The sequence below is a fragment of the Streptomyces sp. NPDC053432 genome, from assembly GCF_055585365.1.
Map to the genome: position 1 here is coordinate 1 of NZ_JBVJKF010000032.1, position 19,593 is coordinate 19,593.

Below are 19,593 nucleotides of genomic sequence, written 5' to 3' on the forward strand. Positions count from 1 at the left end.
AAGGGTCGCCGCAGGCGATCGCGCAGCGACGCGACCGCAGGGAGCGCCCTTGACAGGGCGGCCCGACGCGGAAGGACAGTGGGACTGACGGGAAACCCCCAACCCTTCCTCGCTCCCGACCGGCCGGGGCACCGATATCGTCCACCCCCGCCGCACAGGACAGCCTCCGCCCGGCGGACCTCCGCCCCTCCGCCCCTCCGCCCGCCAACCGGCCCGCGCCCGGGGGCGGGTGGGCAGCGGCCGGGTCGGGTGGCGGCGCGAGGGGGGAGAAGTCCCGAGTGCGCGTGAGGCCGTATCCCCTCCCCTAAGCCCCCCGCCCCGCCGCGAAGGTGGCGAACGTGGTGCGGCCCGACGCGTGGGACGGGGTCAGGTTGCCGCCGCGCTTGAAGGCCGCGTACGTCTTCCCCGCCAGCGGCAGCGGGAGGACCCGGCGTCGGCGGTGCGTCGCCGCGAGGTACGTGCGGGCCAGGTCGGGCAGGGTGTGGATCTCCGGACCGCCCATGTCCGGGACCCGGCCGGCGGGGGCCGGGACCGCCAGGTCCGCCAGGCGGGCCGCGACCTCCTCGACCGCGATCGGCTGGACCCGTACGCCGCTCGGCACCGGGACCGGGACGAGCGGCAGCTTCGCCGCGGTGTCCACGACCTGCGCCACCAGGTCGTGGAACTGGGTCGTGCGCAGGATCGTCACGCCCAGCCCGGACGCCTCCAGCATCCGCTCCACCCGCAGCTTCGTCCTGTAGTAGCCCAGGGGGACCACGTCCACGCCGACGATCGAGATGTAGACCAGGTTGCGGACGGTCCCCGCCCGGCGCGCGGCCTCGATCAGGTGGCCCGCGGCCACGTCGTCACCGCCGCGCGGCGAGCTCGCGCAGTGCACGACGACCTCCACGCCCGCCACGGCCGCGTCGAGGCCGTCGCCGCTGCGCAGGTCGACCGGGAAGCGGGCCGAGCTCCGGCTCAGGACGCGGACCTCGTGGCCCGCGTCCTGGAGCCGGGCGACGAGCGGCTTGCCGAGTGTTCCGGTGCCTCCGGTGACGAGGATGGTGTTCCTGGGGTTCGTGTTGCCCATGGGGCTGCCCTTCGCTGGAGCTTCCTTTGCCGGCTTGGACCGCACAGGGCTCAGGAATGTGACAGCTGCCGGTGGAGGAAGGCGAGTTTCTCCGGGTTCGTCACCGTGCGCAGGCCGCTGACCAGCCCGTCCTCGATCTCGACCTGGAAGATTCCCAGGTCGCCGAAGAGCAGCGTGGGCGATCCGTTGACCTCCGCGAAGCGGATCGTGAGGTCGTCCCCGTACTTGGCCATGATGCCCACCGCGAAGCGGGCCACCTTGTTGCGGCCCAGGATCGGCCGCAGCGCCGCGCTGACCACTCCGCCGCCGTCGCCGACGTACTTCGCGTCCGCGGTCAGCAGGGTCTCCAGCCGGGCGACGTCCCCGCCGCGCGCGGCCTCCAGGAAGGTCTCCACCAGGCTCCGCCACCGCTCGGGGTCCGGCTCGAAGCGCGGCTTCGGTGCGGCGACCCGGGCCGCCGCCCGGCGGTAGAGCTGGCGGCAGTTGGCCTCGGAGAGGTCCAGCAGCCCGGCGATGTCCCGGTGGGAGTACGCGAAGGCCTCCCGCAGGACGTACACGGCCCGCTCCACCGGTGTGAGCTGCTCCAGCAGCACCAGCAGGGCCATGGACACGCTGTCCCGCTGCTCCGCCGACTCCAGGGGGCCGAGCGCCCCGCCCCCGGTGAGCACCGGCTCCGGGAGCCAGGGGCCGACATACTCCTCGCGCCGGGCGCGCGCCGAGGTGAGGGCGTTGAGGCACAGGTTCGTGACGGCCTTGGCGAGCCAGGCCCCCGGCCGCTCGACGTCCCCGCGGTCCGCCGAGGTCCAGCGCAGGTAGGCGTCCTGCACGATGTCCTCGGCCTCGGTGGCGGAGCCGAGCATGCGGTAGGCGATGCCGAACATCCGGGGGCGGTGTTCCTCGAAGTCCGCGACCGACGCGGTGACATGGGTGGGCATCCGGCCAGCGTAACGAGCGAGGCCCCGGTGGCCGCCGGGCCACCGGGTCCCCACGATCTAGGTTCTGTTGTCGTTCACGGGTGTCAGCAGGCGCCCTGGTCCTTCCAGACGCCCCATTCGCCGGTGGTACCGGGCTCCTCGTTCTGCGTCCACCACTGGGCCTTCCAGTTGTGGCCCTTGTGGGAGACGACGTTGCCGCTGTTGTAGACGGTGCCCGCGACGTACGCCGGGCTGGTGCACGTACCGCCCGTCGGCGGCGTCGTCGGCGGCGGGGTGGTGGGCGTCGTCGGCGGAGTGGTCGGGGGCGTGGAGCCGCCGCCCGGCTGGACCACCGTCGTGCCGCGGGCCAGGTCGCCGGCGAGGGAGTAGGTGGTGCCGGAGATGTTCACGGTCCAGTTGGAGGGCGTGGACACCGGCAGGTAGTAGTTGAACGCCAGGTCGACCGAGGCGCCCGGGGTCAGCGTCTGCCAGGCCGGGAGCTTCAGGGAGACCCGCTGGAAGTCGCCCTTGAGGCCGCCGACGTTGCTGCCGGTGTGGCCGCTGCTGATCACCGTCGTGCCGAAGCCGGACTGGTCCGAGGCGTTGTTCGGGGCCGAGGTGCCGTAGTCGAACTGGAACTCGGTGCCGCCGGGCAGCGGGGTGTTCGTGTTGTTGGTGATCTTGAGCTTCGGGGTGATCGGGTAGTTGGAGTCGCCCAGCTTGAACTCGGTGAACTCCGTCTTGATGTCCACGGCCTGGGCGGGCAGCGCGGCGCCGGCCTTCTTCGCCCCGTAGGGGGAGGCGGCCTTGAACTTGTCGTACATCAGGGAGGTGAGCGTGTCCCCCATCTCGTACTGGCCCTTGGCCGAGTTGTAGGCGTAGTCGCCCGCCAGCTCCCAGACCATCGTGCCGCCGATGCCCTTGTTCACCACGTAGTCGGCCTTGGCCGCCACCGACTGCTCGTCCTCGGTGGAGAGGAACACCTTCTTCTGGCTGTTCCACAGCCACGGCGCCACCAGGGTGGAGTCGTACTTGCGGGCGTAGGTGCCGGTCAGCGTGGTGCCGGCGGGGAAGCCGTACTTGGTGACGTAGTCGCCGACGACGCCCTTCTCCAGGTTCTTGGCGTGCCACATCGGGTTGGAGCCCGCCGGGGACTCGACCCCGTTGGTGTCCTTGTCGTGCCACAGGTTGTCGATGCCGACCGCGCCGTCACCGCACTTGGTGAGGCCGGCGCCGGCCGGGCAGGTGGTCGCGGGGGCCTTGCCCCACAGCCCGTCCGTGCCGCCCTGCACGTTCTTGAAGCCGCGGGTGTAGTAGGGCAGGCCGATGTTGATGCGGCCCCCCGGCATCGAGCCGCGGAAGTAGTGGTACGCCCAGTCGGTGTTGAGGTAGCCGACGCCGCCGTACTGGGAGGTGGAGTAGACGCTCGCCGCGGCGAGTTCACCGTCCTTGCCGTCGTCGAAGAGCGAGGCGTTGGGGCCGACGAACTCGTTCCAGGCGCCGTGCAGGTCGTAGGACATGATGTTGACGTAGTCCAGGTACTTCTGCATCTGGAACGTCTCCATGCCCCGCAGCAGGTAGCCGGAGGAGGGGGCGGCGACGGAGAGCAGGTAGTGCTTGCCGTCCGCGGCGCCCGCGCGGTCGAGCTTCTCGCGCAGCGACTTCATCAGGGCGGCGTAGCCCTGGACCAGGCCCGCGCGGCGGGCGTTGGAGATCTGCCAGTCCAGCGGGTTGCCGGAGTCCTTCATCGTGGTCGGGTACTCGTAGTCGATGTCGACGCCGTTGAACCCGTACTTGCGGATGAACTCGACGGAGGAGTCCGCGAAGGTGTCGATGCCGGCCTGGTTGACCGATCCGTCGGCGTTGGTGGCCATCGAGTAGAAGCCGCCGGAGGGGACCCGGTTGCCGTCGTCGCCGAAGTAGCCGCCGGTCTCCGCCCAGCCGCCGACCGAGATCAGCGTCTTGACGTTCGGGTACTGCTTCTTGAACTTCGTGAGCTGGTTGAAGTGGCCCTTGTAGGGAAGTGCCGGGTCCATCTCGGCGCCCGCGACGCCCGGCCAGGTCATGCCGGTGGCGGCGTTGTTCGCGTTGTCCGCGCCGACCGAGATCCTGTTGTCCGCGCCGACGTGGGCGAAGGCGTAGTTCAGGTGGGTGACCTTGGACCACGGGATGTTGTTGGCGAGGTAGGCGGGGGTGCCGTCCTTGCCGGTGCGCCAGCCGGTGAAGTATCCGATGACCCGGCGCTGGTGGTCGGCGCCCATCTTCTCGCGGCCTTCGGAGTCGTAGACCGAGCAGTAGGGGACGTCGACCCCGGCCGTCTTGTACAGCCCGTCGGGGCGACAGCTCTCGTTGTCTGCGGCGTGCGAGACGCCCGTCGAGAGCCCCGCGACCAGCAGTCCGGCGATTGCGGCGCCGGATGCCAGGAGCATCGCTCTCGTACGTGTGGGGGACAGCATGGTGCCTCCTGGGGAGGGGAGGATGGCAGGACACAACAGGCATGCGGGTAGTGCGTGTTGGCCCGTGACGTGCGCACATCTGACGGGCTGTTCCCGGGTGAAGACGAGGGGAACGTTAAGAGGACTAGACCAAACCGTCAATAGGTCTGGACCAACCTCGGATCCGGTCGCTCCGCCGGGCCGGAGCCGGTCCCGAGCCGCGCCGGAGCCGGGTCCGGGCCGCGCCGGAGTCGCGCCGGAGGTGGAGTGGCGGAGGGGCGGAGGCGGAGTCGCGATGGGCGGCGGCTCGGGGTGCGCGGGAGGTAGGCTCGGAGTGAGATCCAGATCACTCTGCGTGTGACCCAGGCCACACCGCATCACCCGCATGGCCGCCGATCACCCGTGGCAGACTGGGCTGCAGTACCAGTAAGCAGCGCACTCCGGGGTCGGTGTAATTCCGAACCGGCGGTTATAGTCCGCGACCCGTCCGCAGCCAGCGGCCGGTTGACCAGGTGAGATTCCTGGACCGACGGTTAAAGTCCGGATGGGAGGCAGTGCGCGGCGGGCCAGTGACCGGTACGCCGCCGTCGGCGGTTCGTCGGCACATCCCTGTGGATGTGTCCGAGGGGACCGTTCTTCCGGCCTCGGCGTTCCCGTGTGAGCTGTTCCGCTTCATCTGTCGTATCCCGACAGGCCCCGGAGTCCGTGCCCGATGTGGCAGGAGGACCCGGTGGCGACACACGCCGCGCACGAAGCACCCGACACGGGCACCCGTGCCATGCGCCGAGCCGTCGCGCTCGCGTCCCGCGGACTCGGCTCCACCAGCCCCAACCCGGTCGTCGGCTGCGTCATCACCGACGCCGCGGGCACGATCGTGGGCGAAGGCTGGCACGAGCGGGCCGGCGGCCCGCACGCCGAGGTCCACGCCCTGCGCGCCGCGGGAGAGGCCGCCCGCGGCGGCACCGCCTACGTCACCCTCGAACCCTGCAACCACACCGGCCGCACCGGCCCCTGCGCCCAGGCTCTCGCCGACGCCGGGATCGCCCGCGTCGTCTACGCCGTCTCCGACCCGAACCCGCAGGCCAGCGGCGGCGGGGCCACCCTGCGCGCCGCCGGCGTCGCCACGGAGGCCGGGCTGCTCGCGGACGAGGCCGAGGAGGGCAACGCCGCCTGGCTGACCTCCGTACGCCTGGGCCGCCCGTACGTCCTGTGGAAGTACGCCGCCACGCTCGACGGCCGCGTCGCCGCCGCCGACGGCACCAGCCGGTGGATCAGCTCGGCCGAGTCCCGCGCCGACGTCCACCGGCTGCGCGCCGAGGCCGACGCCGTGGTCGTCGGCTCCGGCACCCTGCGCGCCGACGACCCGCACCTCGCCGTCCGGGGCGTCGAGGGGGCCGTACAGCCCCTGCGCGTCGTCCTCGACACCCGCGCGACCATCCGGCCCACCGCCCGCGTCCTGGACGGGGCCGGCCCCACCCTCGTCGCCGTGGCCGAGGACGCCGACGCCGGCCACCTCACCGGGGTGGAGCTGGCCCGGCTCCCGTACGACGAGCACGGGATCTCCGTCGACGCTCTGCTGGGCGAGCTGTACGGGCGCGGCGTCCGCTCGGTCCTCCTCGAAGGCGGCCCGACCCTGGCCGGCGCCTTCGTCGCCGCCGGGGCGGTCGACAAGGTCGTCGGCTACCTCGCCCCCGTCCTCCTCGGAGCGGGTCCCGCCGCCCTCGGCGACGCCGGGATCGGCACCCTCACCGACGCGCTGCGGCTCCGGATCACCGAGACCGTCCGCATCGGCACGGACATCCGCGTCACCGCCGTCCCCACGGCAGACCCCGCAGTTCCCTCAGTCCCCGCCGCCCCCACTGCCCTCAAGGAGCACTGAAGTGTTCACCGGAATCGTCGAAGAACTGGGCGAAGTCGTCGCCGTCGAGGAGCTCGAGGAAGCCTCCCGCTTCCGCCTGCGCGGCCCCGTCGTCACCGAGGATGCCAAGCACGGCGACTCCATCGCCGTCAACGGCGTCTGCCTGACGGTCGTGGAGACCGGCGACGGCGAGTTCACCGCCGACGTCATGCAGGAGACCCTCAACCGCTCCAGCCTCGGCGCCCTGAGCAAGGGCTCCCGGGTCAACCTGGAGCGCCCGATGGCCCTCGGCGGACGGCTCGGCGGCCACCTGGTCCAGGGACACGTGGACGGCACCGGCGAGATCCTCTCCCGGACGCCCTCGGAGCACTGGGAGATCGTCAAGGTCGCCCTCCCGGCGAACCTCTCGCGCTACGTCGTCGAGAAGGGCTCCATCACCGTCGACGGCGTCAGCCTCACCGTGGTCGAGGCCGCCGCCGACTGGTTCACCATCAGCCTCATCCCCACCACCCTCGCCCTGACCACCCTGGGCATCAAGCAGGCCGGCGAGCCGGTCAACCTCGAGGTCGACGTCCTGGCGAAGTACGTGGAGCGGCTGCTCGGCAAGGACAAGGACAAGGACAAGGACCAGGAGGCCGGCCGATGAGCGCCGTCGACTGGTTGAACTCCGAGGCCTTCACCGCCTTCGGCCAGCACATCAAGTGGTCCGACATGATCGGCAACACGATCGGTCTGATCGCCCTCGCCCTCGGCTGGCGGCGCTCCATATGGACCTGGCCCGCCCAGTTCCTCTCCGGCGTCATCCTCTTCGTCGCCTTCGCCGCGGGCCACCTGTCCGGCAGCGCCGGCAAGCAGGTCGTCGTCATGCTCGTCGCCGCCTGGGGCTGGACGCAGTGGAGCCGCGGCCGCCAGCAGGCGCAGGACGGCACGATCGCGGTCCGCTTCGCCAGCTGGCGCGAGCGCGGCGTCCTCGTCGGTGCCGCGGCCCTCGGCACCGTCGCCGTCGCCCTGCTCTTCACCGCCTACCCGGCCCTGTCCTGGGACCCCTGGCCCGACGCGTACATCTTCGTCGGCACGGTCGTCGCGATGTACGCCCAGTCGCGCGGCATGGTCGAGTTCTGGTTCGCCTGGCTCCTCGTCGACCTGGTCGGCGTGCCCCTGAACTTCGCCAACGGATACGCGTTCTCCGGCTTCGTCTACGTCATCTACGGCGCGCTCGTCCTGTGGGGCATGCGCGACTGGTGGCTCCGCTCTCGCACCGCCCCCGCCCCGGCCCTGGAAGGAGCAACGGCATGACCAGCCTCAAGCCCGTGCCCGACATCCCCGAAGAGACCTTCCGCCTCGACCCCGTCGAGCAGGCCGTCCGCGACATCGCGGCGGGCCGCCCGGTGGTCGTCGTCGACGACGAGGACCGGGAGAACGAGGGCGACCTCGTCATCGCCGCCGAGAAGGCCACCCCCGAGATCATCGCCTTCATGATGAGCGAGTGCCGCGGCCTGATCTGCGCCCCCATGGAGGGCGACGAGCTGGAGCGCCTCGAACTCCCGCAGATGGTCCAGCACAACACCGAGTCGATGAAGACCGCCTTCACCGTCTCCGTCGACGCGAGCGCCGCCCACGGCGTCACCACCGGGATCTCGGCCGCCGACCGCGCCACCACCCTGCGGCTCCTCGCCGACGGGGTCTCCGGCCCCGGCGACTTCGTCCGCCCCGGCCACATCTTCCCGCTGCGCGCCAAGCCCGGCGGCGTCCTGGTCCGCAACGGCCACACCGAGGCCGCCGTCGACCTCGCCCGCCTCGCGGGCCTGCGCCCGGCCGGCGCCATCGTGGAGATCGCCGGCGAGGACGGCGTCATGCTGCGCCTGCCCGAACTCATCCCCTTCGCCCGCAAGCACGGCCTGACGATCATCTCCATCGAGGACCTGATCGCCTACCGCCGCTCCGCCGAGCCGACCGTGCGCCGCGAGGCCGAGGTCAGCCTGCCGACCTCCTTCGGCGAGTTCACCGCCTACGGCTACCGCTCCACCGTCGACGGGGTGGAGCACGTCGCCCTCGTCCACGGCGGGATCGGCGACGGCGAGGACGTCCTGGTCCGCATGCACTCCGAATGCCTGACCGGCGACATCTTCTCCTCCCAGCGCTGCGACTGCGGCCCCCAGCTGCACGCCTCCATGGAGCGGATCCAGGCCGAGGGCCGCGGGATCGTCGTCTACCTGCGCGGCCACGAGGGCCGTGGCATCGGACTGCTGTCCAAGCTGCGCGCGTACGAGCTCCAGGAGCGCGGCCGCGACACCCTGGACGCCAACCTGGAGCTGGGCCTGCCCGCCGACGCCCGCGACTACGGCTCCGGCGCGCAGATCCTCGCCGACCTGGGCGTGCGCAGCGTCCGGCTGCTGACCAACAACCCCGACAAGGCCGACGCCCTCGTCCGGCACGGCATCACGGTCACCGACCGGGAGTCCATGCCCGTGGAGGCCGGCGAGCACAACCTGCGGTACCTGCGCACCAAGCGGGACCGGATGGGCCACGACCTGCCCTGGCTGGACACGGCCGTGCCCGCGACCACCTGCGGCAACCAGTAGGACCGCACCACCACGCACCACTACCCGTACGTACATCCACGAACCACCGAGGAGCAGAGCTGTGAGCGGCAAGGGCGCACCCGAACTGAGCGTGAAGAACTGCGGAGACCTCCGAGTCGCCGTGATCGCGGCCCAGTGGCACGAGAAGGTCATGGACGGACTGGTCGACGGCGCCCTGCGGGCCCTGCACGAGCTGGGCATCGACGAGCCCACCCTGCTCCGCGTCCCCGGCAGCTTCGAGCTCCCGGTCGTGGCCAAGGTGCTCGCGGGCCGCGGCTACGATGCCATCGTCGCCCTCGGCGTGGTCATCCGCGGCGGCACCCCGCACTTCGACTACGTCTGCCAGGGCGTCACCCAGGGCCTGGTGCAGGTGTCGATCGACACCGGAGTCCCCGTCGGCTTCGGCGTACTGACCTGCGACAACGACGAGCAGGCGCTGGACCGCGCCGGGCTCGAGGGATCGAACGAGGACAAGGGGCACGAAGCGGTCACCGCCGCCGTCTCCACCGCGATGACCCTGCGGACCGTCAGCGAGCCCTGGCGGTAGTCCACGGAGTGAACCCTGGCGCCGGGGGCGCCGGGTGAACCCGTACTCTAAGGGCATCATGGCGAACAAACCCCTCAAGAGCTTCGAAGAGCTCTTCACCGAGCTCCAGCTCAAGGCCGCCGACGGCGACCCCAGCACCTCCCGTACCGCCGAGCTCGTCGGCAAGGGCGTCCATGCCATCGGCAAGAAGGTCGTCGAAGAGGCCGCCGAGGTCTGGATGGCCGCCGAGTACGAGAGCAAGGACGCCGCCGCCGAGGAGATCTCCCAGCTGCTCTACCACGTCCAGGTGATGATGGTGGCGCGCGGGATCTCCCTCGACGACGTCTACGCCCACCTCTGAGCCAGGCACCCGCACCCCGCCCGCACCCACGTATCCCACGCACCAAAGGAAGCCCCATGCTGCGCATCGCCGTCCCCAACAAGGGTTCACTCTCCGGACCGGCGTCGGCGATGCTCCATGAGGCCGGCTACCGCCAGCGCAAGGAGTCCAAGGAGCTCGTCGTCGTCGACCCCGACAACGGCGTGGAGTTCTTCTACCTCCGCCCCAAGGACATCGCGATCTACGTCTCCTCGGGCAAGCTCGACATCGGCATCACCGGCCGTGACCTGCTGCTCGACTCCGGCGCCAGCGCCGAGGAGATCCTGCCGCTGAACTTCGGCCGGTCCACCTTCCGCTACGCCACCAAGCCCGGCACCGCGAAGGGCCCCGAGGACTTCCACGGGATGACGATCGCGACCTCGTACGAGGGAATCGTCGCCAAGCACCTCGCCGAGAAGGGCATCGACGCCTCCGTCGTCCACCTCGACGGCGCGGTCGAGACCGCCATCCAGCTCGGCGTCGCCCAGATCATCGCGGACGTCGTCGAGACCGGCACCAGCCTGCGCAACGCCGGCCTGGAGGTCATCGGCGAGCCGATCATGACCTCCGAGGCCGTCGTGATCCGCGGCAACGGCACCGACCCGGAGAACCCGCAGGCCCAGCAGTTCCTGCGCCGACTCCAGGGCGTCCTGGTGGCCCGCAGCTACGTGATGATGGACTACGACTGCCGCGCCGAGCACCTGGAGCGCGCGGTCGCCCTCACCCCGGGTCTGGAGTCGCCGACCGTCTCCCCGCTGCACAACGAGGGCTGGGTCGCGGTCCGTGCCATGGTGCCCGCCAAGGAAGCCCAGCGGATCATGGACGACCTCTACGAGCTCGGCGCGCGCGCGATCCTCACCACCTCGATCCACGCCTGCCGGCTCTGACCGCACCGCACCGCGACCCCGTCATTTCCAGAAGGCACTGAAGCACACATGAGCGAGCCCGCCGCCCAGCCCGTACCGCCCGCCCTGCCGGTCACCTTTCGGCCCAACCGCACCCGGGCGGTGCTGCTGAGCGTCGGGTTCGCCATGTTCGCCACCATCACGGCCATCGCCGTGCTGCTGGAGAAGCTCAGCCCGGGGGAGCGGATCAGCTTCGTCTTCACCGCCGTGCTGCTGAGCTCCGTACTCCTGCTGCTCAGCCGCCCCAAGGTGGTCGCGGACGAGACCGGCGTCACCGTCGTCAACCTGACGACCAAGCGCCGCCTGGAGTGGGCGCAGATCCTGCGCGTCAACCTCCGCCCCGGCGACCCGTGGGTGTTCCTCGACCTCAGCGACGGCACCAGCCTCCCGGCCCTCGGCATCCAGCCCGGAGTGGCCAGGGCCAAGGCCATCGGCGACGCGCGCGCCCTGCGCGCCCTCGCCGAGACGCACGGAACCGGTACAAACGACCACTGAGCCCATGACAGCTCGTCGCTGCGTCCCATTGCGGCCAGGATCTCAATGACTACCCTGGTGGCGGGGCGCAGCCGTGCGCCCCGACGCCGGCCCCGGGACCCCGGGCCCGCCGGTCACCTGCGACTTGAGGAGTGACTCCCTCCAGCAATGGACGGATCGTCCGGTAGTACCCGCGCCGCCCTCCCCGCGGAGGCGGCGGCATGACCATCCCGCTACTCCTGCTCGTGGCGGCCTTCGCCCTGATCCTCGCCAACGGTTTCTTCGTGGCGGCCGAGTTCGGCCTCGTCACCGTCGAGAAGCCCGAGGCCGAACGCGCCGCGGCCGAAGGCGACCGCCGTGCCCGCACGGTGGTCGAGTCCCTCAGGGAGCTGTCCTTCCAGCTCTCCGGCACCCAGCTCGGCATCACCATCACCTCCCTCGTGGTCGGCATGCTCGCCGAGCCCGCCCTCGCCGCACTGCTGTCGGGGCCGCTCGAAGCGACCGGCCTGCCCAGGGGAGCCGTCCCCGGCGCCGCCGTCGTCATCGGCATGCTGCTCGCCTCCGCCGTCCAGATGGTCGTCGGCGAGCTCGTCCCGAAGAACTGGGCGGTCTCGCGGCCGCTCCAGGTCGCACGCTTCGTCGCCGGACCCCAGAACACCTTCTCCCGCGCCTTCCGGCCGGTCATCGCCGGCCTCAACGCCGTCGCCAACCGGCTCGTACGGGCGCTGGGAGTGGAGCCCGCCGAGGAGATGGCCTCCGCCCGCACCCCGGGCGAACTGGTCTCCCTCGTCCGCCATTCGGCCCAGGCCGGCGCCCTCGAACAGGACACCGCCGACCTCTTCGTACGGACCCTGTCGCTGGGCGAGCTCACGGCCCAGCACGTCATGACGCCCCGGGTGAAGGTCAGCGCCCTCCAGAACACCGCGACCGCGGCCGACGTGCTCAACCTGACCCGCGCCACGGGCCTGTCGCGCTTCCCGGTCTACCGCGAGCGCATCGACGAGATCACCGGCGTGGTCCACCTCAAGGACGCCCTCGCGGTGCCCGAGGCCGACCGCGCCCGCACCGTCGTCGCCCGGATCTGCGTCGCCCCGCTCCTGGTGCCGGGCTCGCTGCCCGTGCAGCCGCTGCTGGAAAGGCTGCGCAGCGAGCAGCCCATGGCCGTGGTCGTCGACGAGTACGGCGGCACGGCCGGTGTGGTCACCCTGGAGGACATCGTGGAGGAACTCGTCGGAGAGGTCCGCGACGAGCACGACTTCGCCGAGGACGACAGCCCCGAACTGGCCGCCGTGCCCGCCGAGGACGGCCGCCCCTCCTGGGAGGCCGACGGCAGCTGCCGGGTGCAGACCCTGCGCCGCATAGGCCTGGAGGTGCCCGAGGGCCCGTACGAGACCGTCGCCGGGCTCGTCGCCGACCTCCTGGGCCGGATCCCCGCGCCCGGGGACCGTGCCGAGCTCCCCGGCTGGAAGCTGTCCGTCCGTCAGGTCGGCCGCAACCGCGCCGAACGCGTGCGGATGGTCCGTACGGTGCCGACCCCGGCGGGGCGGACCCACCAGGCCGGAGCCGGACCGGCATCCGGGGCCGACCGGGCTGCGGAGTCCGTGCCCGAGCGGCCGGACCTGGCCGGCGCGTACGGGCGCGCGGCCGGACACGGCGGCTCCCACGATGCCGCGCATGCGCCCGGCCGGGCCGCCGAGGCCGAGGCGGTCGCCCGGTGAACGCGCTCCAGCTCGTCTTCGCGCTGCTCCTCGTCCTCGCCAACGGCTTCTTCGTCGGCGCCGAGTTCGCACTCGTCTCCGTACGGCGCAGCCAGATCGAGCCCCTCGCGGCCGGCTCCAAGCGGGCCCGGCAGGTCCTCCACGGTCTGGAGAACCTGCCCCGCATGATGGCCGCCGCGCAGTTCGGCATCACGGTGTGCTCCCTCACCCTCGGCGCGGTCGCCGAACCCACCGTGGCCCGGCTGCTGGAGCCCGTCTTCCACGCCGCCCACGTCCCGCAGGGCCTCATCCACCCCCTCGGCTACGCGTTCGCGCTCGCCGCGGTGGTCTTCCTGCACCTGGTCATCGGCGAGATGGTGCCGAAGAACCTGGCGATGGCCGCCCCGGAGAAGACCGCGCTCTGGTTCAGCCCGGGTCTGGTCGCCTTCGCGCGGCTGTGCGGCCCAGTCACGACCGCGCTGGGGGCCTGCGCCGCGCTCGTCCTGCGGCTCTTCGGCGTCGAGCCGAAGGACGAGGTCGAGGCCGTCTACACCAGCGCCCAGCTCGGCCGGCTCGTCGAGGACTCCCGGCAGGCCGGGCTCCTCGAACCGGGCGAGCAGGAACGCCTGGAGGACGCCCTCGAACTGGGCAGCCGTCAGGTCACCGACGTCCTCCTGCCCCCGGGCAGGCTGGTCACGGTCGGCCCCTCGGCCACCCCGCGCCAGATCGAACAGCTGACGGTGCGCACCGGCTACTCCCGGTTCCCCGTCCGCGCGGACAGCGGCGCCTTCATGGGCTACCTGCACGTCAAGGACGTACTGGACCTGGAGGACCGGGAGCGGGCCGTGCCGCAGCGGGTCTGGCGCCGGATGACCACCCTGTGCTCGACGCTCCCGCTGGACGACGCGCTGAGCGTCATGCGCCGCGACGCCACCCACCTGGCCCAGGTCGCCGACCCGGCCGGACGGGTCCTGGGCCTGGTGGCCCTGGAGGACGTCCTGGAAATGCTGGTGGGCGAAGTCCGGGACCCGGCCCACCGCGTCCCGGCGGGCCGTCCGGGGCTCCGCCCGGAGGGGGCACTCACCGGCTGACCCTCCGCCGAACCCGCCGCCCCGCGGCGGGTTCGGACCCGGGGGCCGCGGCAATACTGACCGTACGCGGGAGGGGGTGGCCGGATGTCCGGAGAGCACGGTGAGGCGGCTGCCGGGATGGTGGCCCTGCTGAGCGAGGACCCGGCCGTGGCCTCCCCGGTGGCGCGCCGGCTCCGCGCACTGCTGCGCGACCGGCTGACGGAACAGGGCCTCGCCTTCCTGTCCGACTTCGAGCGCGACCCCTTCGAGCCGGAAGCGGCCGACCGGCTCACGGCGGCGCTCCTCAACCTGACCGAGGCGGATCCGGAGTTCGCGGCGGAGGCCGGCGCCCTGCTGCGGGGCGACCTCGGCAGCCAGGCGGACGAGGCGTGGGCCGGCGGCAGCAGCGGGCGCCCGGTCTCCGTCTTCTGGTTCGTGATCCCCTTGGCCGTCCTCTGGCTGGTGATCAGCGCCATAGCGGCGTTCTCCGGGGAACCGGTGGACCTGCCGTAGCGGCAGCCGCGCCCGGCGGACGGCATCAGCCGGATCCAGCCTCGCGGGCGTTCGAGGCGCGGGCTCCTGGGGCAGATCCCCAGAGGCCCCCGCAGCGGCACCCGGCCGCCCCCTACAGCGGCGGCTCCGGCCGGTCCTGCGGCCCCCGCCCCGACAGCACCTCACCGTAGGCCTGCATCAGGTCCGGCAGTCGCAGCGTCGCCAGGTCGTCCCGTGACGGTTCCCCCGCGAAGCCCGCCAGCCGCAGGTCGCGGTACGCGCAGCTCTTCTCGTACAGCGTCCGCAGGAACCGCCCGTTGCCGAGCTCGTCGATCCACCCCTGCTCCACCACGTGCCCGCTGATGCTGCGCAGCTCCTCCAGCGCCTCCTCGTCCCAGCGGTCCCCGTTCGCCTCCGCCAGGACCCCGCCGATCGCGGTCAGCTCCAGCGGCCGGTAGCTCGGGAAGTCCACCCGCGTCGTGAACCGCGAGGACAGCCCCGGATTGGCCGCCAGCAGCCGGTCCATCCCGGCCGGATAGCCCGCCAGGATCACCACCAGGTGGTCCCGGTTGTCCTCGGCCCGCTTCAGCAGCACCTGGAGTGCCTCGTCGCCGTACGCGTCGCCCTTGCTGTAGCCCGAGTTCGACAGCGAGTACGCCTCGTCCACGAACAGCACCCCGCCGATCGCCGAATCGATCAGCTCGTTCGCCTTCACGGCCGTCTGCCCCAGGAACTCGCCCACCAGGTCCGCCCGTTGTGCCTCCACCAGATGGTCGCCCCCCAGCAGCCCCAGCGCGTAGAAGACCCGGCCCAGGATGCGCGCGACCGTCGTCTTGCCCGTGCCCGAGGGGCCGGAGAAGACGAAGTGCCGCTTCGGCGGCTGCACCGGAAGCCCCTGGCCCGCCCGCAGCCGGGCCATGTGCAGCTGCGCGGAGAGCGCCTTCACCTGCCGCTTCACCGGCTCCAGGCCGACCATTCGCTCCAGCTCCGCCAGCGCCTGCGCGAGCGCCTCCGGGTCGGCCGGCCCGGCCGGAAGCCCCTCGGGCGCGCCCTGTGCGGGCAAGGGGACCTTGCGCCGGGCGCCCTCCCCCCGGCCACCGGGCGGCACCGGCGGAGCCAGTGGGTCGGGGTCGGCGGCCTGCCCGTCCGGGGCGACGTCCTGCACGGGGCCGCCGCCCAGCGCCACCTTCGTGAAGCCCCCGCCCGCCGGGGACGGCCCGTGTCCGCCGGAGCCGCCGTACGCCGCGTACCCGGCCGTGCCCGCCAGATCGGCCATGCCGTCGGTGTCGTCGCCGTCCTCGATCGCCGTCAGCCTGGCCGCGGTGTCCATGAAGGCGGGGTCCACCCGGTGCACGGCCCGGTATAGCGGCAGCGCGGCCGCGCTGCGCCCGGTGCCCTCGTGCGCCCGCGCCAGCCAGTACCGCAGCTCCTTGCGCTGCGGCTGCTCGCTGCGGCACCGCATCAGCGCCGCCGACAGCAGCGGCTCGGCCTGCCCGTACATCTCCAGCCGGACCCGCGCCATCCCGCCGAACAGCCCCGCCTCGATGCCGAGCAGCGGATCGTCCACCAGCGGCTCGGTGTTGCGTACGAGCAGCTCCCAGTCCTTGACCAGGTACGCCCGGCACGCGTGCAGGAAACGCACCTGCGGATCGGTGTCCACCGGGGGCAGGGCGGCCAGTGCCTGGTCGAGTTCCGGCACGTGGCGGCCGTCCAGCCAGTGCGAGGCGTGGGCCAGCAGCAGGTCCCGCCGGCTCTCCAGCACCGGCTGCACCCACCAGCCCAGCCAGTACCAGGAGTTCAGCGTTCGCCGGTGCCGCGCCCGCTGCTCGCCGAAGCGGTCCCGGTGCGCGTACATCCGCAATAACGCGTTGGTGGTGTCCACCCGCAGCGCGTGCAGTCCCAGCCAGGCGTCGGCCATCGTGGGATCGAGCCGTACGGCCGTCCGGAACTCCTCCTCGGCCTGCGGATAGGCGCCCATCGTGCAGGCGTCGACCCCGCGCAGCCAGGCGAGTTCGGCCGGGGCGTGCGCGCTGCCCGGCGTGCCGAAATCCATCACGTCCCCCACAAGCCTGCCCTCGTGGTGCGCGGCAACCCCCGCTTCGAGCGCGCGAGTTGTGCCGGTGCCCCGACTGGCGTCGCTGAAATCAGGGCTGCATCGTACCTGCGGTTTCGCACCTTACGTAGGGTGCGACGGGCCCGGGTCGTGGGGGCGCCCCCGGTACGCACGGTGACTCAGGGTGAAGGAGCGGCGCCGATGCGTCCCGGCCGGGGGCAGAACGAAGCCCCCGATCACGGGGGAACGATCGGGGGCTTCGTGTCCGCGTCGGCCGGTGAAGGCCTCGCATTGAGAACGTAAGGCCGCTGCGGGCCCCAGGTCAAGCAGGTCGGAAGAGGCCCGCCGGAGCGGATTTCGAGGGCGGCTCAGGCCCGGGGGAGTCCGTCACCTTCGGTGACGAAAGCGGCCGCGGGTGGGGTCGCACAGGCCCCGGAAGACCACTCGTATCCCGTACCGCTCTGGCGCACCAGGGTGTCGGCGAAGGGGCGCGAAGGGTCGTCCGAGAAGTGCGCGAGCTCGGCGCGCTCCCATCCGTCCCAGAAACCGGACAGTTCACGCCCGTCCCTGTCCCGCCCGCGCCCCCAGGACGTCGCACGCGGGGTCTCCATCCACAGCAGCCTCGCCAGATACGGGCGCAGCGCCCGCCGCCCGGCCCCGACCCCCTCCATGAGGAGCACCGGAGCGGGCTCCAGCACCCGCTGCGTCCCGAAGCGGCGCTCCACCCAGTCGTACGGGGCCCAGTGCGCGGCCCGGCCGACGGCCAGCGGCTCCAGCACCTGGGCCCGCAGCCGCTCCTGCCAGCCGAAGAGTTCCTCGTGCGTGGCGATGTCGTCCAGGTGCAGGACGGGAGCCCCCAACGCCTCCGCGAGGAGCCCGGCGAAGGTGCTCTTGCCGGATCCGGCGTGGCCGTCGACCCCGACCAGCCGCACCGGGCCGAGGGAGGGCGGCAGCGCGGCGAGCTCCCGCGCCAGCGGTTCGAGAGACTGATGCGACTGCTGTGACTGCTGCGACCGGTGCGACTCCACCCGACCAGCCTAGGCGGCCCACCGGGACCGCCGACACGGCCCGCGGCTTCGGCCCGCGGCCGCCGGGAACTGGAAGGGTGAACCCACCCACGCACCGACCCACCCCTGGGGGAGCCCGCGATGACCGCACCCACACCGCGCAGGGCCGTACTCGTCGCCGCACTCGCGGTCGCCACCGCGGCCACCGCCGCCACCGTCCCCGGCGGCAGCGCCGAGGCCGTGGCGGCGCCGTCGGCCCCGCCCGGCCCGCGGGCCTCGGGGCGCACCGTGGACAACCGCTTCTGGTACTCCTACGCGCACTGGCTGGCCGGGACCCACCAGGGCACCACCGCGGTCGGCGGCGCCCGGCCCGGACTGGAGATCGGCACCCCGGTCGGCCGCACCGAGTACGCCGACCCGCACACCGGGAGGAAGAGCACCTGGGAGTACGCGGCCTGGACCTCCCCCGTGCACCGCTCCACCGTGCCCGCGACCGAGGCCGTCGCCTCCTGGAACGCCCGCACCCCCGCGGGCACCTGGATCCAGGCCGAGCTGCGGGGCACCTACAGCGACGGCAGGACCACCCCCTGGTACGTGATGGGCCGCTGGGCCTCCGGGGACCGCGACATCCGCCGCACCTCCGTCGACGGCCAGACCGACGGCCGCTCCACCGTCTGGACCGACACCCTGGCCGTGGACGCCCCCGCGAGCGGCCTGCGCATCACGGAGTGGCGGCTGCGCCTGACCCTGTACCGCAAGCCCGGCGCCGACCGGGGCCCGACGGTGTGGCTGGCCGGAGCGATGCTCTCCGCCGTCCCGGACCGCTTCACCGTCCCCGCCTCCACCCCGTCCGGGAAGGGCCACGAGCTGAAGGTCCCGCGCTATTCGCAGGAGATCCACACCGGCCAGTACCCCGAGTACGACAACGGAGGCGAGGCCTGGTGCAGCCCCACCTCCTCCCAGATGATCATCGAGTACTGGGGGCGCAAGGCCAGCGCCACCGCCCTGACCTGGGTCAACCCGAAGTACGCCGACCCGCAGGTCTGCCACGCCGCCCGCTCCACCTACGACGCCGCCTACAAGGGCTGCGGGAACTGGCCCTTCAACGCCGCCTACGCGGCCACCTACCGCGGACTCGCCGGGGTCGTCACCCGCCTGACCTCCCTGACCGAGCTGGAAACGCTCGTCAGGGCGGGCATCCCGGTCATCACCTCCCAGTCCTTCACCGCGGACGAGCTCAGCGGCGCCGGCTACGGCACCGCGGGGCACCTGATGACCGTCATCGGCTTCACCGCCGCCGGGGACGTGATCGCCAACGACCCCAACTCGCGCGACAACGCCTCCGTCCGCCGCGTCTACAAGCGCCGCCAGTGGGAGAACATCTGGCTGCGCACCAAGCGGCTGGGCGCCACGGGCAAGGTCGCCTCGGGCAGCGGGGGCGTCTGCTACGTCTACGCCCCGGCAGCTCCGGACGCGGCGCAGCTGAAGGCCCTGCAAGCGGTCGGAGTGCTGTGAGAACCCCCGTTTGAGCAGGGCGCATAAGCGGAACATAATGGAGTAAATGGCACATAAAGGCTTCGCGGTAGGAGGCGGCCGGCCATGACCACCCATTCCAGCATCGAACACCACCCCGACCTCGCCGAGATGCGCTCTCGGTTCGAACGGGTGACCAGCACCCCCGCGGCTCAGGCCGTCGAGGCGCTCGCCCTCATCACGGGCCTGTACTTGGCCGCGTCGCCGTGGATCGCCGGGTTCAGCATCCTGACCCCGCTGGCCGTCAACAACCTGATCGCCGGCCTGGCCTTCTGCCTGTGCATGAGCGGACTCGGCTCCGCGTACGAACGCACCCACGCCATGGCGTGGACGGCGGTCGCCATCGGAGCGTGGACGATCATCGCCCCGTGGGCCGTCGCCGGTCCGATGGACTTCACCCGCACCATCGTCAACAACGTGATCACCGGCGGCGTCGCCCTGTGCCTCGGCCTCGCGATGGCCGGCATGGCCGGCCGCAACGAGACCCGCACCCGCGGCTGACCGCGCCACCGGAGGAGGGCGACCCTCACCGGACCGAAGGACGCGCCGGGCCCCGACCGGACAGGCCGGGGCCCGGTGGCACGTCCACCGGCTGGCCG

At 72.2% G+C, this 19,593-nt stretch carries 18 protein-coding genes and 1 riboswitch; of the genes, 13 read left to right on the top strand and 5 right to left on the bottom strand.

Features of this window, described 5'->3' with window-relative positions; translation table 11 throughout:
- Window positions 1–304 precede the first annotated feature (304 nt).
- The 3 genes from ACZ6Y1_RS34485 to ACZ6Y1_RS34495 all read right to left on the bottom strand — a co-directional run bounded on the left by ACZ6Y1_RS34485 (window position 305) and on the right by ACZ6Y1_RS34495 (window position 4,439).
- Window positions 305–1,069, bottom strand: a complete 765-nt coding sequence (locus tag ACZ6Y1_RS34485) for an SDR family oxidoreductase (protein WP_469639451.1) — start codon at window positions 1,067–1,069, stop codon at window positions 305–307.
- A 50-nt stretch (window positions 1,070–1,119) separates the two neighbouring features.
- Window positions 1,120–2,004, bottom strand: a complete 885-nt coding sequence (locus tag ACZ6Y1_RS34490; protein ID WP_469639454.1) for an RNA polymerase sigma-70 factor — start codon at window positions 2,002–2,004, stop codon at window positions 1,120–1,122.
- 83 nt (window positions 2,005–2,087) lie between these two features.
- Window positions 2,088–4,439: a chitinase C-terminal domain-containing protein gene (locus tag ACZ6Y1_RS34495; protein WP_469639457.1), complete on the bottom strand. Its 2,352-nt coding sequence runs from the start codon at window positions 4,437–4,439 to the stop codon at window positions 2,088–2,090.
- A 410-nt stretch (window positions 4,440–4,849) separates the two neighbouring features.
- A riboswitch (FMN riboswitch) is annotated at window positions 4,850–4,980 on the top strand.
- Window positions 4,981–5,196: 216 nt separating this feature from the next.
- On the opposite strand from ACZ6Y1_RS34495, the gene ribD reads away from it, so the two are divergent.
- The 11 genes from ribD to ACZ6Y1_RS34550 all read left to right on the top strand — a co-directional run bounded on the left by ribD (window position 5,197) and on the right by ACZ6Y1_RS34550 (window position 14,422).
- A complete protein-coding gene (ribD, locus tag ACZ6Y1_RS34500; protein ID WP_469639615.1) occupies window positions 5,197–6,297 on the top strand; it encodes a bifunctional diaminohydroxyphosphoribosylaminopyrimidine deaminase/5-amino-6-(5-phosphoribosylamino)uracil reductase RibD in 1,101 nt (366 codons plus the stop codon).
- Between the two features lies 1 nt (window position 6,298).
- On the top strand, window positions 6,299–6,922 hold the full coding sequence (locus ACZ6Y1_RS34505) for a riboflavin synthase (protein ID WP_469639460.1): 624 nt from the start codon (window positions 6,299–6,301) through the stop codon (window positions 6,920–6,922).
- Window positions 6,919–7,572, top strand: coding sequence for a nicotinamide mononucleotide transporter family protein (locus tag ACZ6Y1_RS34510; RefSeq protein ID WP_469639463.1), 654 nt, complete (start codon window positions 6,919–6,921; stop codon window positions 7,570–7,572). Before ACZ6Y1_RS34505 ends, ACZ6Y1_RS34510 begins: the two co-directional genes overlap by 4 nt.
- Window positions 7,569–8,858 carry a bifunctional 3,4-dihydroxy-2-butanone-4-phosphate synthase/GTP cyclohydrolase II gene (locus ACZ6Y1_RS34515; protein WP_469639467.1) on the top strand — a complete coding sequence of 430 codons (1,290 nt, stop codon included), beginning with the start codon at window positions 7,569–7,571 and terminating at the stop codon, window positions 8,856–8,858. Before ACZ6Y1_RS34510 ends, ACZ6Y1_RS34515 begins: the two co-directional genes overlap by 4 nt.
- A gap of 61 nt (window positions 8,859–8,919) precedes the next feature.
- On the top strand, window positions 8,920–9,405 hold the full coding sequence (ribH, locus tag ACZ6Y1_RS34520) for a 6,7-dimethyl-8-ribityllumazine synthase (protein ID WP_007262951.1): 486 nt from the start codon (window positions 8,920–8,922) through the stop codon (window positions 9,403–9,405).
- 58 nt (window positions 9,406–9,463) lie between these two features.
- Window positions 9,464–9,745: a phosphoribosyl-ATP diphosphatase gene (locus ACZ6Y1_RS34525; RefSeq protein WP_469639470.1), complete on the top strand. Its 282-nt coding sequence runs from the start codon at window positions 9,464–9,466 to the stop codon at window positions 9,743–9,745.
- Window positions 9,746–9,801: 56 nt separating this feature from the next.
- Complete coding sequence (hisG, locus tag ACZ6Y1_RS34530; RefSeq protein ID WP_469639472.1) at window positions 9,802–10,650, top strand: ATP phosphoribosyltransferase; 849 nt, start codon at window positions 9,802–9,804, stop codon at window positions 10,648–10,650.
- A gap of 48 nt (window positions 10,651–10,698) precedes the next feature.
- Window positions 10,699–11,163, top strand: a complete 465-nt coding sequence (locus ACZ6Y1_RS34535) for a PH domain-containing protein (RefSeq protein WP_469639475.1) — start codon at window positions 10,699–10,701, stop codon at window positions 11,161–11,163.
- Between the two features lie 200 nt (window positions 11,164–11,363).
- Window positions 11,364–12,860 carry a hemolysin family protein gene (locus tag ACZ6Y1_RS34540; RefSeq protein ID WP_469639478.1) on the top strand — a complete coding sequence of 499 codons (1,497 nt, stop codon included), beginning with the start codon at window positions 11,364–11,366 and terminating at the stop codon, window positions 12,858–12,860.
- Window positions 12,857–13,930: a hemolysin family protein gene (locus ACZ6Y1_RS34545; RefSeq protein WP_469639481.1), complete on the top strand. Its 1,074-nt coding sequence runs from the start codon at window positions 12,857–12,859 to the stop codon at window positions 13,928–13,930. The genes ACZ6Y1_RS34540 and ACZ6Y1_RS34545 overlap by 4 nt, the downstream gene beginning before the upstream one ends.
- An 84-nt stretch (window positions 13,931–14,014) precedes the next feature.
- Entirely contained in the window at window positions 14,015–14,422 is a 408-nt protein-coding gene (locus tag ACZ6Y1_RS34550) for a hypothetical protein (protein ID WP_469639484.1), read from the top strand.
- Window positions 14,423–14,534: 112 nt separating this feature from the next.
- On the opposite strand, the gene ACZ6Y1_RS34555 is transcribed toward ACZ6Y1_RS34550, so the two are convergent.
- Both ACZ6Y1_RS34555 and ACZ6Y1_RS34560 read right to left on the bottom strand, forming a co-directional pair.
- On the bottom strand, window positions 14,535–16,454 hold the full coding sequence (locus tag ACZ6Y1_RS34555) for an AAA family ATPase (RefSeq protein WP_469639487.1): 1,920 nt from the start codon (window positions 16,452–16,454) through the stop codon (window positions 14,535–14,537).
- Between the two features lie 368 nt (window positions 16,455–16,822).
- Window positions 16,823–17,482, bottom strand: coding sequence for a uridine kinase family protein (locus ACZ6Y1_RS34560; protein ID WP_469639491.1), 660 nt, complete (start codon window positions 17,480–17,482; stop codon window positions 16,823–16,825).
- Window positions 17,483–17,602: 120 nt separating this feature from the next.
- On the opposite strand from ACZ6Y1_RS34560, the gene ACZ6Y1_RS34565 reads away from it, so the two are divergent.
- Together ACZ6Y1_RS34565 and ACZ6Y1_RS34570 are read left to right on the top strand one after the other, a co-directional pair.
- Complete coding sequence (locus ACZ6Y1_RS34565; protein WP_469639494.1) at window positions 17,603–18,976, top strand: peptidase C39 family protein; 1,374 nt, start codon at window positions 17,603–17,605, stop codon at window positions 18,974–18,976.
- 84 nt (window positions 18,977–19,060) lie between these two features.
- The gene (locus ACZ6Y1_RS34570) at window positions 19,061–19,495 is read left to right on the top strand and encodes an SPW repeat protein (protein ID WP_469639497.1); all 435 of its coding nucleotides are present in this window, start codon (window positions 19,061–19,063) and stop codon (window positions 19,493–19,495) included.
- Window positions 19,496–19,593 lie beyond the last annotated feature (98 nt).